The 16,672-nt window shown below is 72.9% G+C and carries 11 protein-coding genes; 3 read left to right on the top strand and 8 right to left on the bottom strand.

What is annotated here, in order from left to right:
* Positions 1-1,977: ATP-dependent helicase (locus B9S61_RS32425; protein WP_181007631.1), on the bottom strand; the 1,977-nt coding region annotated here is incomplete at its 3' end.
* A gap of 257 nt (positions 1,978-2,234) precedes the next feature.
* Complete coding sequence (locus B9S61_RS32420) at positions 2,235-2,621, bottom strand: MGMT family protein (RefSeq protein ID WP_103545382.1); 387 nt, start codon at positions 2,619-2,621, stop codon at positions 2,235-2,237.
* Positions 2,622-2,807: 186 nt separating this feature from the next.
* Here B9S61_RS32420 and B9S61_RS32415 point away from each other — a divergent pair, with 186 nt between their 5' ends.
* The 3 genes from B9S61_RS32415 (at position 2,808) to B9S61_RS32405 (ending at position 8,802) form a co-directional block, all read left to right on the top strand.
* Positions 2,808-5,519 (top strand): lysylphosphatidylglycerol synthase transmembrane domain-containing protein, encoded by a 2,712-nt coding sequence (locus B9S61_RS32415; RefSeq protein WP_103545381.1) that lies wholly within the window; start codon positions 2,808-2,810, stop codon positions 5,517-5,519.
* 84 nt (positions 5,520-5,603) lie between these two features.
* The gene (locus B9S61_RS32410) at positions 5,604-7,151 is read left to right on the top strand and encodes an alpha/beta hydrolase (RefSeq protein WP_103545380.1); all 1,548 of its coding nucleotides are present in this window, start codon (positions 5,604-5,606) and stop codon (positions 7,149-7,151) included.
* 136 nt (positions 7,152-7,287) lie between these two features.
* Positions 7,288-8,802 (top strand): alpha/beta hydrolase, encoded by a 1,515-nt coding sequence (locus tag B9S61_RS32405; RefSeq protein ID WP_103545379.1) that lies wholly within the window; start codon positions 7,288-7,290, stop codon positions 8,800-8,802.
* Between the two features lie 65 nt (positions 8,803-8,867).
* Here B9S61_RS32405 and moeZ read toward each other — a convergent pair whose 3' ends face one another.
* From moeZ to B9S61_RS32375, 6 genes are all read right to left on the bottom strand, one after another.
* Complete coding sequence (gene moeZ / locus B9S61_RS32400; RefSeq protein WP_103545378.1) at positions 8,868-10,046, bottom strand: adenylyltransferase/sulfurtransferase MoeZ; 1,179 nt, start codon at positions 10,044-10,046, stop codon at positions 8,868-8,870.
* A gap of 63 nt (positions 10,047-10,109) precedes the next feature.
* On the bottom strand, positions 10,110-10,856 hold the full coding sequence (locus B9S61_RS32395; RefSeq protein WP_103545377.1) for a spherulation-specific family 4 protein: 747 nt from the start codon (positions 10,854-10,856) through the stop codon (positions 10,110-10,112).
* Positions 10,844-11,869 carry an NAD-dependent epimerase/dehydratase gene (locus tag B9S61_RS32390; protein ID WP_103545376.1) on the bottom strand — a complete coding sequence of 342 codons (1,026 nt, stop codon included), beginning with the start codon at positions 11,867-11,869 and terminating at the stop codon, positions 10,844-10,846. The genes B9S61_RS32395 and B9S61_RS32390 overlap by 13 nt, the downstream gene beginning before the upstream one ends.
* 321 nt (positions 11,870-12,190) lie before the next feature.
* Entirely contained in the window at positions 12,191-13,321 is a 1,131-nt protein-coding gene (locus B9S61_RS32385; protein ID WP_103545383.1) for a hypothetical protein, read from the bottom strand.
* On the bottom strand, positions 13,318-15,009 hold the full coding sequence (locus tag B9S61_RS32380; RefSeq protein ID WP_103545375.1) for a DUF3492 domain-containing protein: 1,692 nt from the start codon (positions 15,007-15,009) through the stop codon (positions 13,318-13,320). The genes B9S61_RS32385 and B9S61_RS32380 overlap by 4 nt, the downstream gene beginning before the upstream one ends.
* 193 nt (positions 15,010-15,202) lie before the next feature.
* On the bottom strand, positions 15,203-16,672 hold a 1,470-nt coding region (locus B9S61_RS32375), incomplete at its 5' end, for a DUF3152 domain-containing protein (protein WP_308457806.1).

Here is a 16,672-nt window from a genome sequence, read left to right as displayed (position 1 = left end):
GAGCCGCTCGGGTTCGGTCAGCGCCCGCGCGAGCAGCTCGTCCGAGGGGGGCGGCAGCGGGTTGCCCGCGGAACGCTCCTCCTCGCGCAGAGCGCGGCCGAGCCGACGCAGATCGGCCGCGTCCATGCCGGCGAGGGGGGAGGTGAGCAGGGTGAGAGCGGTCTCGGTGTCGAGCCAGCACGCGTCGGTGGCGGTGGTGGCGGTGGCGGGTTCGACACCGGTGCCGGCGTCGGACCCGGTTTCGGTTTCGGCCTCGGCCTCGGCCTCGGCTCCGGGCTCGGGCCCGGTCTCGGCGCCGGTTCCGGTTCCGGCCCCGGCACGCGCTCCCGGCTCGACCTCGGCTCCGATTCCGGCCTCGGGTTCGGGTTCGGCCTCGGGCCCGGCGCCGGTTCCGGTTCCGGCCCCGGCACGCGCTCCCGGCTCGACCTCGGCTCCGATTCCGGCCTCGGGTTCGGGTTCGGCCTCGGTATCGACGCCGGTCGCGGTTCCGGCCCCGGCTCCGGCCTCTGCCCCGGTGTCGGCGTCGACTGCGGCTGCAACTGGGCCGAGGGCTGCGGCTGCGGTTGCGGCGTTCTCCCGGTCGTCCGCCGCCGCCGTCGCCACCGCGCGCAGGGCTGTCAGCAGTGGGGCCACCGCGGGTTCGTGGCGCAGGGGCAGGTCATTGCCGTCGACGTCCACGGGGACGCCGGCCGAGGTGAGCGCGCGGCGGACGGTGGGGAGGGTGCGGGCTCCGGCCCGCACCAGGACGGCCATGTCGCTCCAGGGGACCCCGTCCTCGAGGTGCGCCCGGCGCAGGATGTCGGCGATGTTGTCCAGTTCCGTGCCGGACGTCGGGTACGTGTACACCTCGGCGCGGCCTCCGTCCCGTACCGGGGTCAGCTCCCGGTGGGCGCGGACCTTCTCCGCGGGGAGCCGGGCCAGCGGCATGCGCCGGGTCACCCGTCGGGTGGCCTCGAGGAGGGTGGCGCCGGAGCGCCGGGAGGTGCGGAGCACCTCGACCGGGGCCGGACGGCCGTCCGCACGGGGGAAGGCGTGCGGGAATTCCAGGATGCCGCCCACGTCCGCGCCCCGGAACGCGTAGATCGACTGGTCGGGGTCGCCGAAGGCGACGAGGGTGCGTCCGCCGGCCAGGGCGTGCAGCAGCCGTACCTGGGCGGGGTCGGTGTCCTGGTACTCGTCGACGTAGACGGCGTCGTACCGCGCGGCGAGCTGCCGGGCGATCTCCGGGCGGTGTGCGAGGAGCACCGCGCGGTGGACGAGTTCGGCGTAGTCGAGGACGCCCTGCAGATCGAGGACGTCGAGGTACTCGGCGAGGAAGGCGGAGGCGGCCCGCCAGTCGGGGCGTCCGATACGGCGGGCGAAGGCGTTCAGGGCGTCGGGACCGAGGCCCAGTTCGCGGCTGCGGGCGAGCACCGCGCGGACCTCGTCGGCGAAGCCGCGGGTGGTCAGGCAGGCGCGCAGTTCGTCCGGCCAGCGCACGTGGGCCAGTCCGAGCCGCTCCAGGTCCACCTGGCCGGCGAGCAGCTCACGCACGGTGACGTCCTGTTCGGGGCCCGACAGCAGCCGCAGCGGCTCCGCGAAGAGGTCGCTGTCCTGGTGGGCGCGGATCAGGGCGTAGCAGAACGAGTGGAAGGTGGTCGCCTGCGGGGCGTGTGCCGCCCCGATGCGCAGGGCCATGCGGTCGCGCAGTTCGACGGCAGCCTTGCGGCTGAACGTCAGCACCAGGATCCGCCCGGGGTCCTGACCGCGGCCGGTCCGGGCGGCCACCGACTCGACGAGCGTGGTGGTCTTACCGGTGCCCGGACCTGCGAGAACGAGCAGGGGGCCGGTCGTGTGCTCAACCACGGAGCGCTGCGCGGCGTCCAGTACAGGGGGATTCACGCGAGCCGGCGGGGTACGCACCAGTCGGTAAGCGCCGCGGTTCCCCCGTCGCACCGGGGGGTGCGACAGGCCGCTGGTGGAGAAAGAGGAGCTCACGTGGTTCGCCGGTCCTGGTGGGTGTGCTGTGGGGTCGTTCGCCGCGTGTGCGGGGCGGTGGGCGGGTGATGAAGGGGACACGCGCTGCCGACGCTACGCCGGTGAAAACCGCGGAAGCAGACCTTCCGCTTCTTCCCTCCGGCCCCTCGCGGCGCACATGTCCCGCACCTCACGAACGTACGTCATGCCACGGATGTGCCCTGTCTCCTCGTGACGCGTCAGGGCTCACACAGCGGCGGGCGCGAGGGCGGAAGCTGTCAGGTGTGACCTTCGGTGTCCCCGCCGCCGTCCCATCGCGCGCGTCTCATGTCGAGCCGCGGCACATGGTCCTGCGCGGCCCGGCTCGCCTCCTTCAGCGGCGTGCTCTCCGCGCGGTAGTGGCCGAGGGCCCGCAGCTCGTGCCCCGGCAGCAGCACACCGTCCGCGCGGACGACGCGCCACCACGGCACGGCTCCCCCGTACAGGGCCATCACGCGCCCGACCTGACGGGGGCCGCCCTCCCCCAGCCACTCGGCCACGTCCCCGTACGTCATGACACGGCCCGGCGGGATCAGCTCGGCCGCCTCGAGGACCCGCTCGGCGTATTCGGGCAGGGCATCAGCATCCCGCGGGCCGCCGTCGGACGGAAGGCTCTCCTGGCTCATCCACCCCATCCTGCACCACACCACCGACAACGCGACGCGCTCACCCGTGTGCGTACGACTCGCCCCGGAGCAGCGGTTCGGGCAGACTGTGCCGCCCCGCTTTCCGACCCTGATGCCCCCTTGTGGCGATACAGCATGCCACCATCGTGCGGGCGGTGACCGGTGATACGAGATCGAGAAGAGACGATGAAGCAGCAGGGCGCGCACCCCGAGGACACGGAGGGCACCCCTGACGCCTCGTCTCGCCCGGACACCGCGGACTCCGGCCGCACGGACCCCGACACGGCGCACATCGACGAGGTGGAGGGCGACGAACCGCTGCTTCCCGCGCGGGTGCACCGCCCCTCCGATCTCATGCGGCTCCTGGGCGGCGTACTGGCCGTCGTGGTGCTGCTGGCGATCGCCGCGTTCGCCCACGGCACCACCTCGGGGCTGGAACAGGACATCACCAAGGGCACCGGACAGGCGCCCGACCTGCTCATCAAGATCGCGGGCCTGGCCTCCAGCATCGCGATCCTCCTCGTTCCGGTCGCCTTCGCCATCGAGCGGCTGATCAAGCGGGACGGACTGCGGATCGCGGACGGTGTGCTCGCCGCCGTCCTCGCGCACGGTGTGACACTCGCCACCGACCTGTGGGTGGCACGTGCCGCTCCGGGCTCGATCCAGGAGGCGCTCACCCAGCCCTCGCCGGGTGACATCCACGCCCTCACCGACCCGGTGCACGGATATCTGGCGCCGGTCATCGCGTACATGACGGCGGTCGGCATGTCCCGCAGACCGCGGTGGCGCGCGGTCCTGTGGGTCGTGCTGCTCCTCGACGCCTTCTCGATGCTCGTCACCGGGTACACCACCCCGTTCTCGATCATCCTCACGGTCCTGATCGGCTGGACCGTGGCCTACGGCACCCTCTACGCGGTGGGCTCGCCCAATGTGCGCCCCACCGGACGCACCCTGATGGCGGGCCTGCGTACCGTCGGCTTCCGCCCCGTGACCGCCTCGCGCGAGGAGACGGCGGACGCCTCCGAGACCGGCGACCGCGGGCGCCGGTACTTCGTCACCCTGGAGGACGGTCCGCCGCTGGACGTCACGGTGGTCGACCGTGAGCAGCAGGCGCAGGGATTCTTCTACCGCGCGTGGCGCAATCTGGCCCTGCGCGGCTTCGCCACCCGCAGCAGCCTGCAGTCATTGCGCCAGGCGCTGGAGCAGGAGGCGCTGCTGGCGTACGCGGCCATCGCGGCCGGAGCCAACGCGCCCAAACTGATCGCCACCTCGGAGCTCGGCCCCGACGCGGTGATGCTCGTCTACGAGCACAGCGGCGGGCACACCCTCGACTCGCTGCCGGACGAGGAGATCACCGACGAACTGCTGCGCGGCACCTGGCGTCAGGTGCAGGCCCTGCAGTCCCGCCGTATCGCGCACCGCCGGCTGGTGGGCGACGCCATCCTGGTGGACGGTTCCGGCACGGTGATCCTCACCGATCTGCGCGGCGGTGAGATCGCGGCCGGCGATCTGCTCCTGCGGATGGACATCTCCCAGCTGCTGGTGACGCTGGGTCTCAGGGTGGGCGCCGAACGCGCGGTGGCCTCCGCGCTGAGCGTCCTCGGTCCCGACGCCGTGGCGGACTGTCTGCCGATGCTCCAGCCCATCGCGCTGAGCCGCTCCACGCGCGGGACGCTGCGGAAGCTGGCGCGGGAACGGTCCGAACGCGAACGCGAGGCGGTGCTCGACGCCGCCCGGCAGGCCAGGCCGGCCCGCGCGGAGCACGGCGGTGCCCACGACGCCGAGCAGGTGCTCCCCGAGAAGTCCGAGAAACCGGACAAGAAGGCCGTACGCGCGGAACAGCGGGCCGAGAAGCGGGCCATCGACGAGGCGCTGGAGGAGGCACGCGAGGAGGATCTGCTCACCCAGATCCGGCACGTGGTGCTGCGTATCCGTCCGCAGGCCCCGGTCGAGCCGGCCCGTCTGGAGCGGGTGCGGCCGCGGACGCTGATCAGCCTCATCGCCGGCGCGATCGGCGCGTACTTCCTGCTCACCCAGCTCACCCACATCGAGTTCGGCCCGCTGGTCGCGAACGCGGAGTGGGGCTGGGTGGCCGCGGCGGTGCTGTTCTCGGCGGCCAGCTACTTGGCGGCGGCCATGGCGCTGCTCGGATTCGTGCCCGAGCGGGTGCCGTTCCTGAGAACCGTCGCGGCGCAGGTCGCCGGCTCGTTCGTGAAGATCGTCGCCCCGGCGGCGGTGGGCGGTGTCGCCCTGAACACCCGCTTCCTCCAGCGGGCCGGAGTGCGGCCCGGGCTCGCGGTCGCGAGCGTCGGCGCGTCGCAGCTCTTCGGGCTCGGCTGCCACATCCTGATGCTGCTGGCCTTCGGCTATCTGACCGGTACCGAGAAGACGCCCTCCCTCTCGCCGTCCCGCACGGTGATCGGCGGCCTGCTCACGGTCGCGGTGCTGGTGCTCGTGGTGACGTCGGTGCCGTTCCTGCGGAAGTTCGTCGTCACACGCGTGCGGTCGCTCTTCGCGGGAGTCGTGCCGCGCATGCTCGACGTGCTGCAACGGCCGCAGAAGCTGGTCACCGGCATCGGCGGCATGCTGCTGCTCACGGCGTGCTTCGTGATGTGTCTGGACGCCTCGATCCGGGCGTTCGGCGACGAGACGACGTCGGTCAGTCTCGCGAGCGTCGCGGTCGTGTTCCTCGCCGGCAACGCGCTCGGGTCGGCGGCGCCGACGCCGGGCGGCATCGGCGCGGTCGAGGCGACCCTGACCGTCGGTCTGATCGCCGTCGGCCTCCCCAAGGAGGTCGCCGCTCCGGCGGTGCTGCTCTTCCGGCTGCTGACGCTGTGGCTGCCCGTGCTGCCGGGATGGCTCGCCTTCAACCACCTCACCCGCAAAGCGGCTCTGTAGGCGGGCCTCCCGGGGGCGCGGGGCTCATACCTCGTACGGACCGTGCCCCGCGCATCCCGCCCCGGGCGACGCCAGGATGGGAGCATGCCCCACCCCTTCCGCCTGCGTGGCACCGCCCTGACCGCCTGCGCCGTCCTGCTGCCGGCACTCCTGGCGGGCTGCGGCGGGGACGACCGGGACGAGGATCTGACGCGGCAGGAGCTCGTCTGGAAGAGCTGCCCGGCCCCGTCCGAGGCGCAGGGCGGAGGCCCGCCCCCGTCCCCCCTGCCGGGCGCCGGGGGCGAGTGGAGCTGCACCACCATGAAGGCGCCGCTGGACTGGGACGACCCCGACGGCGACACCATCGACCTCGCGCTGATCCGGGCGGGGTCGAGCGGCGCGGAGCGCGAGCGCATCGGCTCCCTGATCTTCAACTTCGGCGGCCCGGGCGGCTCCGGAGTCACCGCTCTGCCCGCGTTCGGCGAAGACTACGCGACCCTGCGCACCCGCTACGACCTGGTCAGCTTCGATCCCCGCGGGGTCGGCCGCAGCACGCCGGTGATCTGCCAGGACGACCAGCGGCTCGACGCCCTGTTCCAGCAGGACGCGACCCCCGACGACGCCGCCGAGCGCGCGGAACTGCTGGACAGCACCAAGGAGTTCAACGCGGACTGTGAGGAGAACTCCGGGCGGATCCTCCCGCGTGTGCGCACCACGGACGCCGCCCGCGACCTCGATCTGATGCGCCAGGTCCTCGGCGACGAACGGCTGCACTACTTCGGCATCTCCTACGGCACCGAACTCGGCGGCGTCTACGCCCACCTGTTCCCCGAGAAGGTGGGCCGCGCGGTGTTCGACGCGGTCGTCGACCCCACCCGGACCGCGGAACAGGGCGCGCTCGGGCAGGCCCGCGGATTCCAGCTCGCGCTCGACAACTACGCCGAGGACTGTGTCTCCCGGTCCGAGAAGTGCCCCGTCGGAGACAGCGCGCAGGACGTGAAGGACCGTATCGCGGGGCTTCTGGAAGACCTCGACCGCACGCCCGTCCCGGGTATCTTCCCGCGCGAACTGACCCAGACCGCGGCGACCGGTGGCATCGCGCAGGCGCTCTACTCGCGGGACTTCTGGGAGTTCCTCACCGAGGGCCTGGAGCAGGCCTACGACGGTGACGGCACGATCCTGATGCTGCTGTCCGACTCGATGAACGGGCGCAGCGAGAACGGCGAGTACAGCAACCTCGCCGCGGCCAACACCTCCATCAACTGCGCCGATGACAAGCCCCGCTACACGCCGGAGGACGTGGAACGCCGCCTGCCCGAGTTCCGGGCGGCATCCGGGCTGTTCGGCGACTATCTGGCGTGGGGCATGGTCAGCTGCACGGACTGGGCGGTGCCGGGTGCCGCCGACCGACCGGACGTGAGCGCCCCCGGCTCCGCACCGATCCTGGTCATCGGCAACACCGGCGACCCGGCCACCCCTTACGAGGGGGCTCGCCGGATGGCGCGGGCACTCGGTGAGGGTGTCGGTGTGGAACTGACGTACCGGGGGCAGGGGCACGGCGCCTACAACAGCGGGGACGCGTGCGTGCAGGGCGCGGTGAACGGCTATCTGCTGGACGGAAAGGTGCCGACGGCCGGGACGGTCTGCCCCTGACCGGCCCATGGGTCTCGCGTCTTCCCAGGTCAGAGCGTTATCCACAGGGTCGCCCGACGGGCGGCGAATCTGCCTACCATGGCACGACCGCCATCCGTGGCACGGTGCGGACGGCCAGCGAGGGGGGAATCGGTACATGACCCGTTTCACACGGTGGACGGCCCTGACGGTCGCCGCCGCGCTGCTGACGGCCGGCTGCAGCGGCGCCGGCTCGTCGGACGACGACTCCGGGAAGGACGACAACGGCAACGACGGCAAGAGCGGCGGGACGGCACTGGACTGGGGGCGCTGCGAAGCCACCGGCAGTGAGCCGGCACCGGGCGGCGACTGGCAGTGCGCCACACTCCAGGTGCCGCTGGACTGGGCGGAGCCGGACGGCCCGACGATCGGGCTGGCCCTCATCCGGGCCGAGGCCACCGGAGACGACCGCCTCGGCTCCCTGCTGTTCAACTTCGGCGGTCCAGGCGGCTCGGGCGTCTCCATGATGCCGTCCTACGCCCCCGCGGTCTCCGCACTGCACGAGCGCTACGACCTGGTCAGCTGGGACCCTCGGGGAGTGGCCGCCAGCGAGGGCGTCCGATGCCGCGACGACAAGGACATAGCGGCCGCCGAATCGTCGGTGGACGGCACCCCGGACACTCCGGCCGAGGAGCGGACGTACCTCCAGGACGCCGCCGGCTTCGGCAAGGGCTGCCAGGAGGCCGCCGGGAAGCTGATGGCCCACGTGTCGACCACCGACACCGCTCGCGACATGGACCGCATCCGGCAGGCCCTCGGCGACGACAGGCTGAACTACTTCGGCATCTCCTACGGCACCGAACTGGGCGGCGTCTACGCGCATCTGTTCCCCCGGAAGGTGGGCCGGCTGACGCTCGACGCGGTGGTCGACCCGACCGCCGACACCGTGGGGCACGCCAAGAACCAGACGCGCGGGTTCCAGACGGCTCTCAACAACTACCTGAAGTCCACCGGCCGGGACCCCGGGCAGGGGTCGCGGGAGATCGCGGAGCTGCTGGACCGGATCGACGCCGAGCCGCTGCCGACGTCCTCGTCCGGGCGTGAGCTGACCCAGTCGCTGGCCCTGACGGGCATCGTTCTGCCGCTGTACAGCAAGACCAGCTGGCCGGCGCTGACCAGTGCGCTGGAGGCGGCGGAGGACGGGGACGGCTCCGAACTGCTGGCCCTGGCCGACGGCTACAACGAACGCGACGCCTCGGGGCGCTACGGCACGACGACCCACTCGCAGCGGGTCATATCGTGCCTGGACGACAAGCAGCGGCCGACCGTGGAGGAGACGAGGGAGCTGCTGCCCGAGTTCGAGGAGATCTCGCCCGTGTTCGGCTCCTTCCTCGGCTGGGACACGGCCGGCTGGTGTCACGACTGGCCGGTTCCCGGTCAGTTCGACACACCCGAGGTGAGCGCGCCCGGCGCGGCCCCGATCCTGGTCGTGGGCAACACCGGCGACCCGGCCACACCGTACGAGGGCGCCCGGAAGATGGCGGACGAGCTGGGCGAGGGCGTCGGCGTGATGCTCACCTGGAAGGGCGAGGGCCATGGCGCGTACGGCAGTGGCAGCGACTGTGTCGACTCCACGGTGAACGCGTACCTGCTCGACGGCACGGTGCCGAAGGACGGCAAGGTCTGCTCCTGACGACAGCGGGGGCCCCGCGCACCCGTGGTGCCCGGAGCCCCCGCCTCGGCAGCGGCCGATGTGGCTCAGTAGATCGGCTTCTCCGGCTCGATCTGGTTGACCCAGCCGACCACTCCGCCGCCCACGTGGACGGCGTCGGAGAAGCCCGCGGACTTCAGGACCGCGAGGACTTCCGCACTGCGGACACCCGTCTTGCAGTTCAAGACGATCTTCTTGTCCTGCGGCAGGCTCTCCAGGGCGTTGCCCATGAGGAACTCGTTCTTCGGAATCAGGCGGGCGCCCGGGATGGACACGATCTCGAACTCGTTCGGCTCGCGGACGTCGATGAGCTCGATGCTCTCGCCGTCGTCCATCCACTCCTTGAGCTGCTTGGGAGTGATCGTGGAGCCGGCCGTCGCCGCCTGGGCCTCCTCGGACACGACGCCGCAGAAGGCCTCGTAGTCGATGAGCTCGGTGACGGTCGGGTTCTCGCCGCAGATCGCGCAGTCGGGGTCCTTGCGGACCTTGACCTGGCGGTACTGCATCTCCAGGGCGTCGTAGATCATCAGGCGGCCGACCAGGGGCTCGCCGATGCCGGCGAGCAGCTTGATGGCCTCGTTGGCCTGGATCGAGCCGATGGACGCGCACAGCACGCCCAGGACGCCGCCCTCGGCGCAGGAGGGAACCATGCCGGGGGGCGGGGGCTCCGGGTAGAGGCAGCGGTAGCACGGGCCGTGCTCGGACCAGAAGACGGAGGCCTGACCGTCGAAGCGGTAGATCGATCCCCACACGTACGGCTTGTTCAGCAGCACACAGGCGTCGTTGACCAGGTAGCGGGTGGCGAAGTTGTCCGTGCCGTCCACGATCAGGTCGTACTGGCTGAAGATGCCCATCACGTTGTCGGCCTCGAGCCGCTCCTCGTGCAGGACCACGTTCACGTACGGGTTGATGCCCTTGATCGAGTCCCGCGCGGACTCGGCCTTGGGCCGGCCGATGTCGGACTGGCTGTGGATGACCTGGCGCTGCAGGTTCGACTCGTCGACCTCGTCGAACTCCACGATGCCGAGCGTGCCCACGCCCGCCGCGGCCATGTACATCAGCCCCGGGGAACCCAGTCCGCCGGCGCCCACGAAGAGCACCTTGCTGTTCTTCAGCCGCTTCTGCCCGTCCATGCCCACATCGGGGATGATCAGGTGGCGGGAGTACCGGCGGACCTCGTCTACGGTGAGCTCGGGGGCCGGCTCGACCAGGGGTGGCAGCGACACGGGGACTCCGTTGGTCGGTCAATCAGTACGGTTGTTCTGCGCTTAACACTGCCATGCCCTTTTTCATTCCGAGACACCCGTTCCGATCCGCGAGACGATGTCGTCCCAGTAGCCGGGCAGCTGCTCCCAGGGGTCGGTGAGCGGGCCGGGGGCGTGATCGGTGAAGTAGATCGTCGCGGCCCCCTGCCAGCGGGCGATGCGCAGGGCCTCGTCCAGGTGCGGTCCCGGCACTCCGTGCACGAAGTGACAGAAGCGTTCGGGCGGGTGGTCGGCGGTCCACTCGGCCACCTGCGACCAGCGGTAGTCGCTCCACGCGCCGGAGAAGGTGACCAGCTGGTCGGCGTGCTCCGCGTATCCGGGGTAGGGGTGGGTGCCGTGGCCCAGGACGATGTGGGCGTCCTCGTGGATCACCCGGAGTGTGCCGACGGTGCGCCGCACCTCGGGGAGGGCGACACGGTCGGCGGGGCAGCGGTCCAGGAGGAAGCCGTCGACCTGGTACCAGTCGAGGTAGCGGTGTGCGTCGGAGATCGCCTCGCCGAAGGAACGCAGACCGTGGACGGTGTCGAGGTGGCCGAGGACACGGACTCCGGCGTTGCGCAGGCGGCCGGCCGCTGCCAGACAGTGCGGGTCGGGCTGGACGCCGGGGCCGTCGGCCACGTTGAGCACCACCCAGTGCAGAGGGGTGCCGGGACGGGTGAGCCCGTTCCACTCGAGGGGGGCGAGGAGGGGGTGCGCGAAGCCGGGAATGCCGAAGCCGGTACGGACGTCCGTGCTCGCGGTCCCCGGTCTGGTGCTGGTCAGATACGGCATGCCGCCTCCATCCAGATGTCGGCCAGGGACTCCTCGAGGTTGATGCGGGGGCGCCAGCCGAGGCGGTCCCGGGCGGTGCGTACGTCGGCCTGCTGCCAGGAGCCGCAGCCGTCGGGATACGGGAAGGCGGCGGGGTTGGTGCCGGCGGCGTGGGGGTGGTGGTCGGGGTCGGTGCGGGGGTGGCCGATGGTGGGCCTCAGGTGCGGGGTGCTCGTCGCGTGGGTCATGTGGGGGGCGGGGGCGTGGTGCAGGCCGGGCGGGTTGTCCAGCTCGTTGAGGGTGCCGCCGTATCCGGCCACCCGGGCGAGGATGCCGGCGGCGTCGCGGAGGCGGACGGCCCGGCCCGAGCCGATGTTGATGACGCCCTGCGCGGCGGAGAGGGAGGCGGCGTGGACGGCGCGGGCGACGTCCCGGACGTCGATGAAGTCCCGCTGTGCGCCGAGGCCGCCGAGCCTCAGCTCGGCGTCACCGGACTGCATGGCACGGCGCATGGCCTCGGCGAGGCGGCCCAGGGGGGAACCGGCGGGAGTGCCCGGGCCCACGGGTGAGAAGACCCGCAGGACCACGGCGTCCAGCGCGGAGCCGAGGACCAGTTCGGTGGCGGCGAGCTTGCTGACGCCGTACGGGCCGCCGGGGCGGGGAACGGCGTCCTCCGCGGTGGAGGAGCCGGGCTGGCTGGGGCCGTACTCCGAGCCGCAGCCGAGCTGTACGAGCCGGGCGCCGCAGCCGCTGCGGCGGAGGGCCTCGCAGACGGTGGCGACGGCGACGGTGTTGTGGCGGGTGAGTTCACGGGCGCCACCTCGTGTGGCGCCGGCGCAGTTGACGACCACGCCGGGGTGGACGGCGTCGAGGAAGCGGGTGAGGGCGCCGGGACTGCCGGTGGCGAGGTCGAACCTGACGTCGGCGTCGTCACCCCGGCCGAGGGCCGTGAGCTGGACGGCGGGGTCGGCGAGGAGGCGGTCGGCGACGAAGCGGCCGAGGTAGCCGTTGGCTCCGATCAGCAGGACTCTCATCGGGGGGCTCCTTCGGAGTGCGGAGCTGCCGGGCGCGAAATCATGTGGGGTTCTCCTTCGGGTGAGGTGCCGGGGTCGGGAGGTGACGTCGGGGCCCCGCGGACGCCGGGCCGACCGGTTGGGCCGGGCCGACCGGTTGGGCCGGATCGGCCGGGCGGGCCGGGCGGCCCGGATCGGCCGGATCGGTGGCCCCGGCCTTGACCGATGCCGGTGTCGGGGCACCGGGCGTGTTCCGGGTTGTGTGACCCGCTTCGGCGCGAGGGACACCGGCAGCGCCGGGGTGCTTGACCCGCTCCCGCTCCGCACGGCGGGCCCGGCCGGTCACCGGGGTCGCTCCGCAGGGATGTGTGCCGAGGCGCGGGGGAGTTTGCGCGAGGCGTGGATCAGGAGGGTCAGGGCCGCTGCGCCGCAGGTGAGGGTGGGGACGGCCGCGGGGTTCCAGGCGGTCAGGGTTTCCACCGGTGTGGACAGCGCCGCACAGCCGGGAAGGCGGGCGGCGACGACAGTCGCCAGGGCGAGGGCCTGGGCGGTGGCCGTGACGGTGAGGATCACCTTCGGCGCGTAGGTGAAGCCGTGGATCGTGAGGAGGCGGGCCAGGAAGAGCAGGGCGCCCAGAGCCAGCGTCTCGGGGAGCGCCGGGGGCTCGTCGAGAAGTGCGGACGCCGCGGCGAGCAGGGCTGTCAGGGCGAGCGTGAACAGGGCGACCGCGCCCAGGAGCACGGGGCGCACCGAGGCCGAGAAGTCCTCCAGTCCCCGGCTGGACCGGAGCCTGCGGCGGGCGCGGGTGGTGAACAGGTGGGCGGCCCAGGCGGCGGGCGCGCAGGCCAGGGTGAGCGCCACGACCGGGGCGACGGTGAGCGGCCAGTCTCCCCCGGGCGTGCCGTCGGGCCAGCCGTCGGGGCCGCCGGTGATCACCGTGTGCAGCAGACCGTCGCCGAGGAGGGCGTAGCCGATGAGCCAGCAGGTCCAGGACGCGGTGGCCGGGCGCGCCGGGTGGCCGGGGCCGCTCAGCGGGCCTCGGCGCAGTGCCGCTCGCAGGGCGAGAGTCACGGCGAGGATGCCGGCGGCCGCCGCGTAGAGGCGGGTCTCGCCGTGGGTGTGGCGCAGGGCGAGACCCGATGCCGTGCACAGGGCGCCGGGCAGGAGGGGGAGCAGGACGGCCGGGGCCGTCGGGCGGGAGCGTCCGGCGACGGGGCCGGCGGGCGGGGCGGGGTGCGGGGAGTCGGCGTCGCGGGGGACGCGGGCGTAGAGCTCCTCGGCCAGGGAGAAGACGTCGCGGTGGCGGAAGCGGGCCGCGGTCCGGTCGGTGATGCCGTGGGCCTCGAGGCCCGCCGCGATCTCCAGCGGGTCCACTGCCCGGAGGCACAGGTCGTGGTGGCGGCGCAGAAGTGCCTTGACCGGGTCGGCCGCACCGGCGGGCGTACTGCGGTTCAGTTCACCCAGGTCGCTCATCGGGCTGTCTCCGTCGCGGGTACCGGGGCGTCCGTCGCCCATGTGGGGACGGCGCGGGGGGCGGGGTCGGTCCAGTGGCCGGGTATGCGGGCCTCGGCGGGGGACGCGAAGGGCAGGGGGTCACCGGCGCCGTCGAGGGCGGGGCGGCGGACCGGCGTCCGCGCGACGATCCGCAGGTAGAGGCCGTGGAAAGCCGAGATGTTCTGCTCGACGGTGAACAGCTCCAGCGCGCGGGCGCGGGCGGCGGCCCCGAGGCGTGCGCGGCGTTCCGGGTCGCGCAGCAGGGAGACGCAGGCCTCGGCGAGCGCCCGTGGATTGCGCGGTGGTACGACGAGTCCGGTGCCGCCGATGACCTCCACGACCGCGCCGACGTCCGTGGAGACGGTCGCGCGCCCGCAGAGCATCGCCTCGATCAGGCCCACGGGGAATCCCTCGACGACGCTGGACAGCACGGTCACGGCCCCGTCGGCGCAGGTGTCGGCCGGGGAGCCCGGGCCGCCGGGTTCCTCGAAGGACACGGGGTTGTCGCCGACCGCGTGCGGGCCCTCGGCCTCGTCCGGGAAGAGCTGCGCGGCCAGCGCCTTGCAGTGGCCGAGGTAGGCGGCACCCTCGGTGCCGGACGGGCCGCCGATGATCCGCAGGCGGGTCTTCGGCTCCTCCGCGCGGATCGCCGCGAAGGCGTGCAGGAGGGAGACCAGGTCCTTGGCCGGCTCCACCCGGCCGGCCCAGACGAGCTTGTGCGGGTCCGCGCTCTGCGGGGACTCCCCCGCCTCCGCGAAGGGCGTGGCGTCCAGGCCCGGGTACACCGTGCGCAGCTTCGCCCGGTCGGCGCCGCAGCGCTCCTGCCAGCGGCGGGCGTGTGTGTTGCCCGGCGTGACGAACACGGCGCGACGGTAGGTCTCGGCGGCGAGCCTGCCGTGGAAGGCTCCGAGCAGCGAGCGGACCGCGTGGGGCCCGTCCGGGCGCGTGAGGTAGTGCGTCCGCAGCCGTACGCCGTACTCGGTGACCAGGAGCGGAACGCCGAGGAAGTGGTGCGCGAGCAGCCCCGGGAGGGCCGCGGCTCCCCCTGCGGCGGCGTGGCACAGGTCCACCGCGCCGAGCCCGTCCTCCTCGTACCAGTCGAGCGAGAGGGGGCGCAGGGCGCGCTCCAGGTGTGCGGCGACGGCCAGCAGATCCTGGACGCGGGCCTCGCGTGCGGCGCGCTGGGCGCCCGGCGCGCGACAGGCCCGCTCCAGCGCGCGTACGGCCGTCTCCGAGCGGAGCGCGGCCACCAGGCCGCCTTCGTCGTGGGCGAGTTCGGCGAGACCGTGGAGCGCGGTGGTGAATCGGTCCGCCTCGGGGGCCGGGGAGTCCGCCGCGGGGGTCGCTGGGTCCGGCGCGGGGGTCGCGGGGTCCGGAGCGGCGCAGAGAGCGGCGGCCAGTTCGCCGTAGTGCTCCGAGAAGCGCCGGCGTGCGCGGCGGCCGTACACCACTCCGTCGTCCTCGGCCGTCCACAGGGGCGCGGTGCGCACCCTGCGGACCTGGGGCGGCAACGGAACCCAGCCCGCGTCCTCCTGGGCCTCACCGCGGCTGAACGCGTAGACGTCGAACTCGTGTTGCCCGAGCCCGCGCACCAGGCGGTCGCACCAGAGCCCGCCCTCACCGTTCACATACGGATAGCCACCCTCCGTAAGCAGTCCGATGCGCACGTGTGCACCCCTGATCTCCCGTGTGGGGAGCCGCCGTTGGTCGGGCGGCTCGCAGCGGGACGAACGTATGCGGAACAGGCGGTGGCGTGATGGACGGTTGTCCATCACGCCACCAAAAGGGGTGAACGGGCGTAACTTTCCCGCGCCGGGCGCGTTTCGGGCGCTAGGCGATCGCTATGTGATCAGGGGATGATCAGGCCTTGGGATAGGCCCATGGATTCGGACGGCAGCTGATTCCGTCGTGGTCGAGGAACTTGGTCTGCTGCTGCATCACCGGGGCCAGGTCGCCGTCCTTGTCGCACGTGACGTGGTTGAAGCCCAGGCGGTGGCCGATCTCGTGGTTGATCAGCATCTGCCGGTAGCCGTGGATGTCGTCGCCGTAGGTCTCGGATCCCTGCGCCCACCGGTACGCGTTGATCATCACGCGTTCGGTGGCCGCGGAGTCGCAGGAGACGTTGTCCTCCGTGGTGTCCAGGCCGGACTTGGCGCACCAGTCGGCGGTCGTCCGGGAACCGGCGAGGGTGATCACCCAGTCGACCCGGCCGGAGTGGACGCGCTCGAAGGTGCGGGCACCGTTGTGCGCCCAGCTGCGGTTGTCGTTGAGCGTCCTGTGCACGGCCTCGGCGAAGAGTTCGCCATCGAGCCCGAGCCCCTGCTCCACGTCCACCCGGTAGGTGATCTTCTGCCCCTTGCCGGGCGCCTTGTCGATGCCGGGGATCGCGTAGAACGTCCCGCCGCCCGCGCGTGTGGCGCCGAGCGGGTACTTCTTGTCCATCTTCTGCTCGTACGTCAGCGGCCGGACGGAGGGCACGGCGGGCGTCTCCCGCTCGTCACCTCGCGAGGCGGGGTCCCGCACGTCCCGGGCCTGCTCACCGGCCGACTGCGCCTGTACGCCGGTGCCGTCCTGCTCCTCGGCGACCTGTCCGGCCACGACGACGGCCAGCACGGTGGTGACGGCGGCGGCCGCGATGCCGGTGAAGGCGCGGCCCTTGCCGCCCTTCGTCTGCGCGGGCTCCCCGGTCGGCGGCTCGCCGTCGCCGCCGTGGCTGTCGTGCGCGTTGCCGCCGTCCGCGTGGGTGTCGTAGGCGGGTGTGCCGTTGGCGTCGGTTCGGACGCCGGTGGCCGGGCCACCGTTCCAGTCGGTGACCGCGGTGTAGGGGTCGGCGGGGTAGGGGTCGGCGGGGTGCGCGGAGTCCGGCGGGCGGGCCGCGGAGTCCGGCCGGCGCGGGGCGAAGGGGTCGGCGCCTCCGGTGAAGGCGTCGAGGTAGTCCTGGCGCGGCCCCCCGGGGGGCGCCTGCCGCTGCCGCGGGAGGGGCACCCCCTGCCCGGCGCCCGGTCCGCCGTACCCGGCTCCCGTGATCGTCCGGCCGTTCAACGTCCCCCAGCCGCCACCGGGTTCCCGCTGCTCGGGGTGGCCGCCGCGAGCCCGGGGCACGACCTGCGCGGGAGTGCCGTCGGGCAGCCGCGGAACACCGCGTGCCGGGGTTCCGTCCGGCAGGCGGGGAGAACCGTGCGGGGGTGTGCCCTGCGGAGACCACCCCTCGGGGAGACGGGGCACGCCGTGCGCGGGCGTTCCGTCCGGAAGCCGGGGCACACCGCCCGCGGGCGTCCCGTACCCCGCCGGCCCTCCGTACGCGGGGATGCCGTGCGCCGGAGTCCCGGG

It is taken from the genome of Streptomyces sp. SM1 (genome assembly GCF_002910825.1).
GTDB classification, from domain to species: domain Bacteria; phylum Actinomycetota; class Actinomycetes; order Streptomycetales; family Streptomycetaceae; genus Streptomyces; species Streptomyces okerensis.
This window is presented reverse-complemented; position numbering and strand designations above follow the sequence as displayed.

What these genes read in the sequence shown, in the direction of transcription:
- B9S61_RS32420 (WP_103545382.1), bottom strand. Translation starts at nt 2,621, where the DNA reads ATGAGCCAGGAGAGCCTTCCGTCCGACGGCGGCCCGCGGGATGCTGAT.
- B9S61_RS32415 (WP_103545381.1), top strand. Translation starts at nt 2,808, where the DNA reads ATGAAGCAGCAGGGCGCGCACCCCGAGGACACGGAGGGCACCCCTGAC.
- B9S61_RS32410 (WP_103545380.1), top strand. Translation starts at nt 5,604, where the DNA reads ATGCCCCACCCCTTCCGCCTGCGTGGCACCGCCCTGACCGCCTGCGCC.
- B9S61_RS32405 (WP_103545379.1), top strand. Translation starts at nt 7,288, where the DNA reads ATGACCCGTTTCACACGGTGGACGGCCCTGACGGTCGCCGCCGCGCTG.
- B9S61_RS32395 (WP_103545377.1), bottom strand. Translation starts at nt 10,856, where the DNA reads ATGCCGTATCTGACCAGCACCAGACCGGGGACCGCGAGCACGGACGTC.
- B9S61_RS32390 (WP_103545376.1), bottom strand. Translation starts at nt 11,869, where the DNA reads ATGAGAGTCCTGCTGATCGGAGCCAACGGCTACCTCGGCCGCTTCGTC.
- B9S61_RS32385 (WP_103545383.1), bottom strand. Translation starts at nt 13,321, where the DNA reads ATGAGCGACCTGGGTGAACTGAACCGCAGTACGCCCGCCGGTGCGGCC.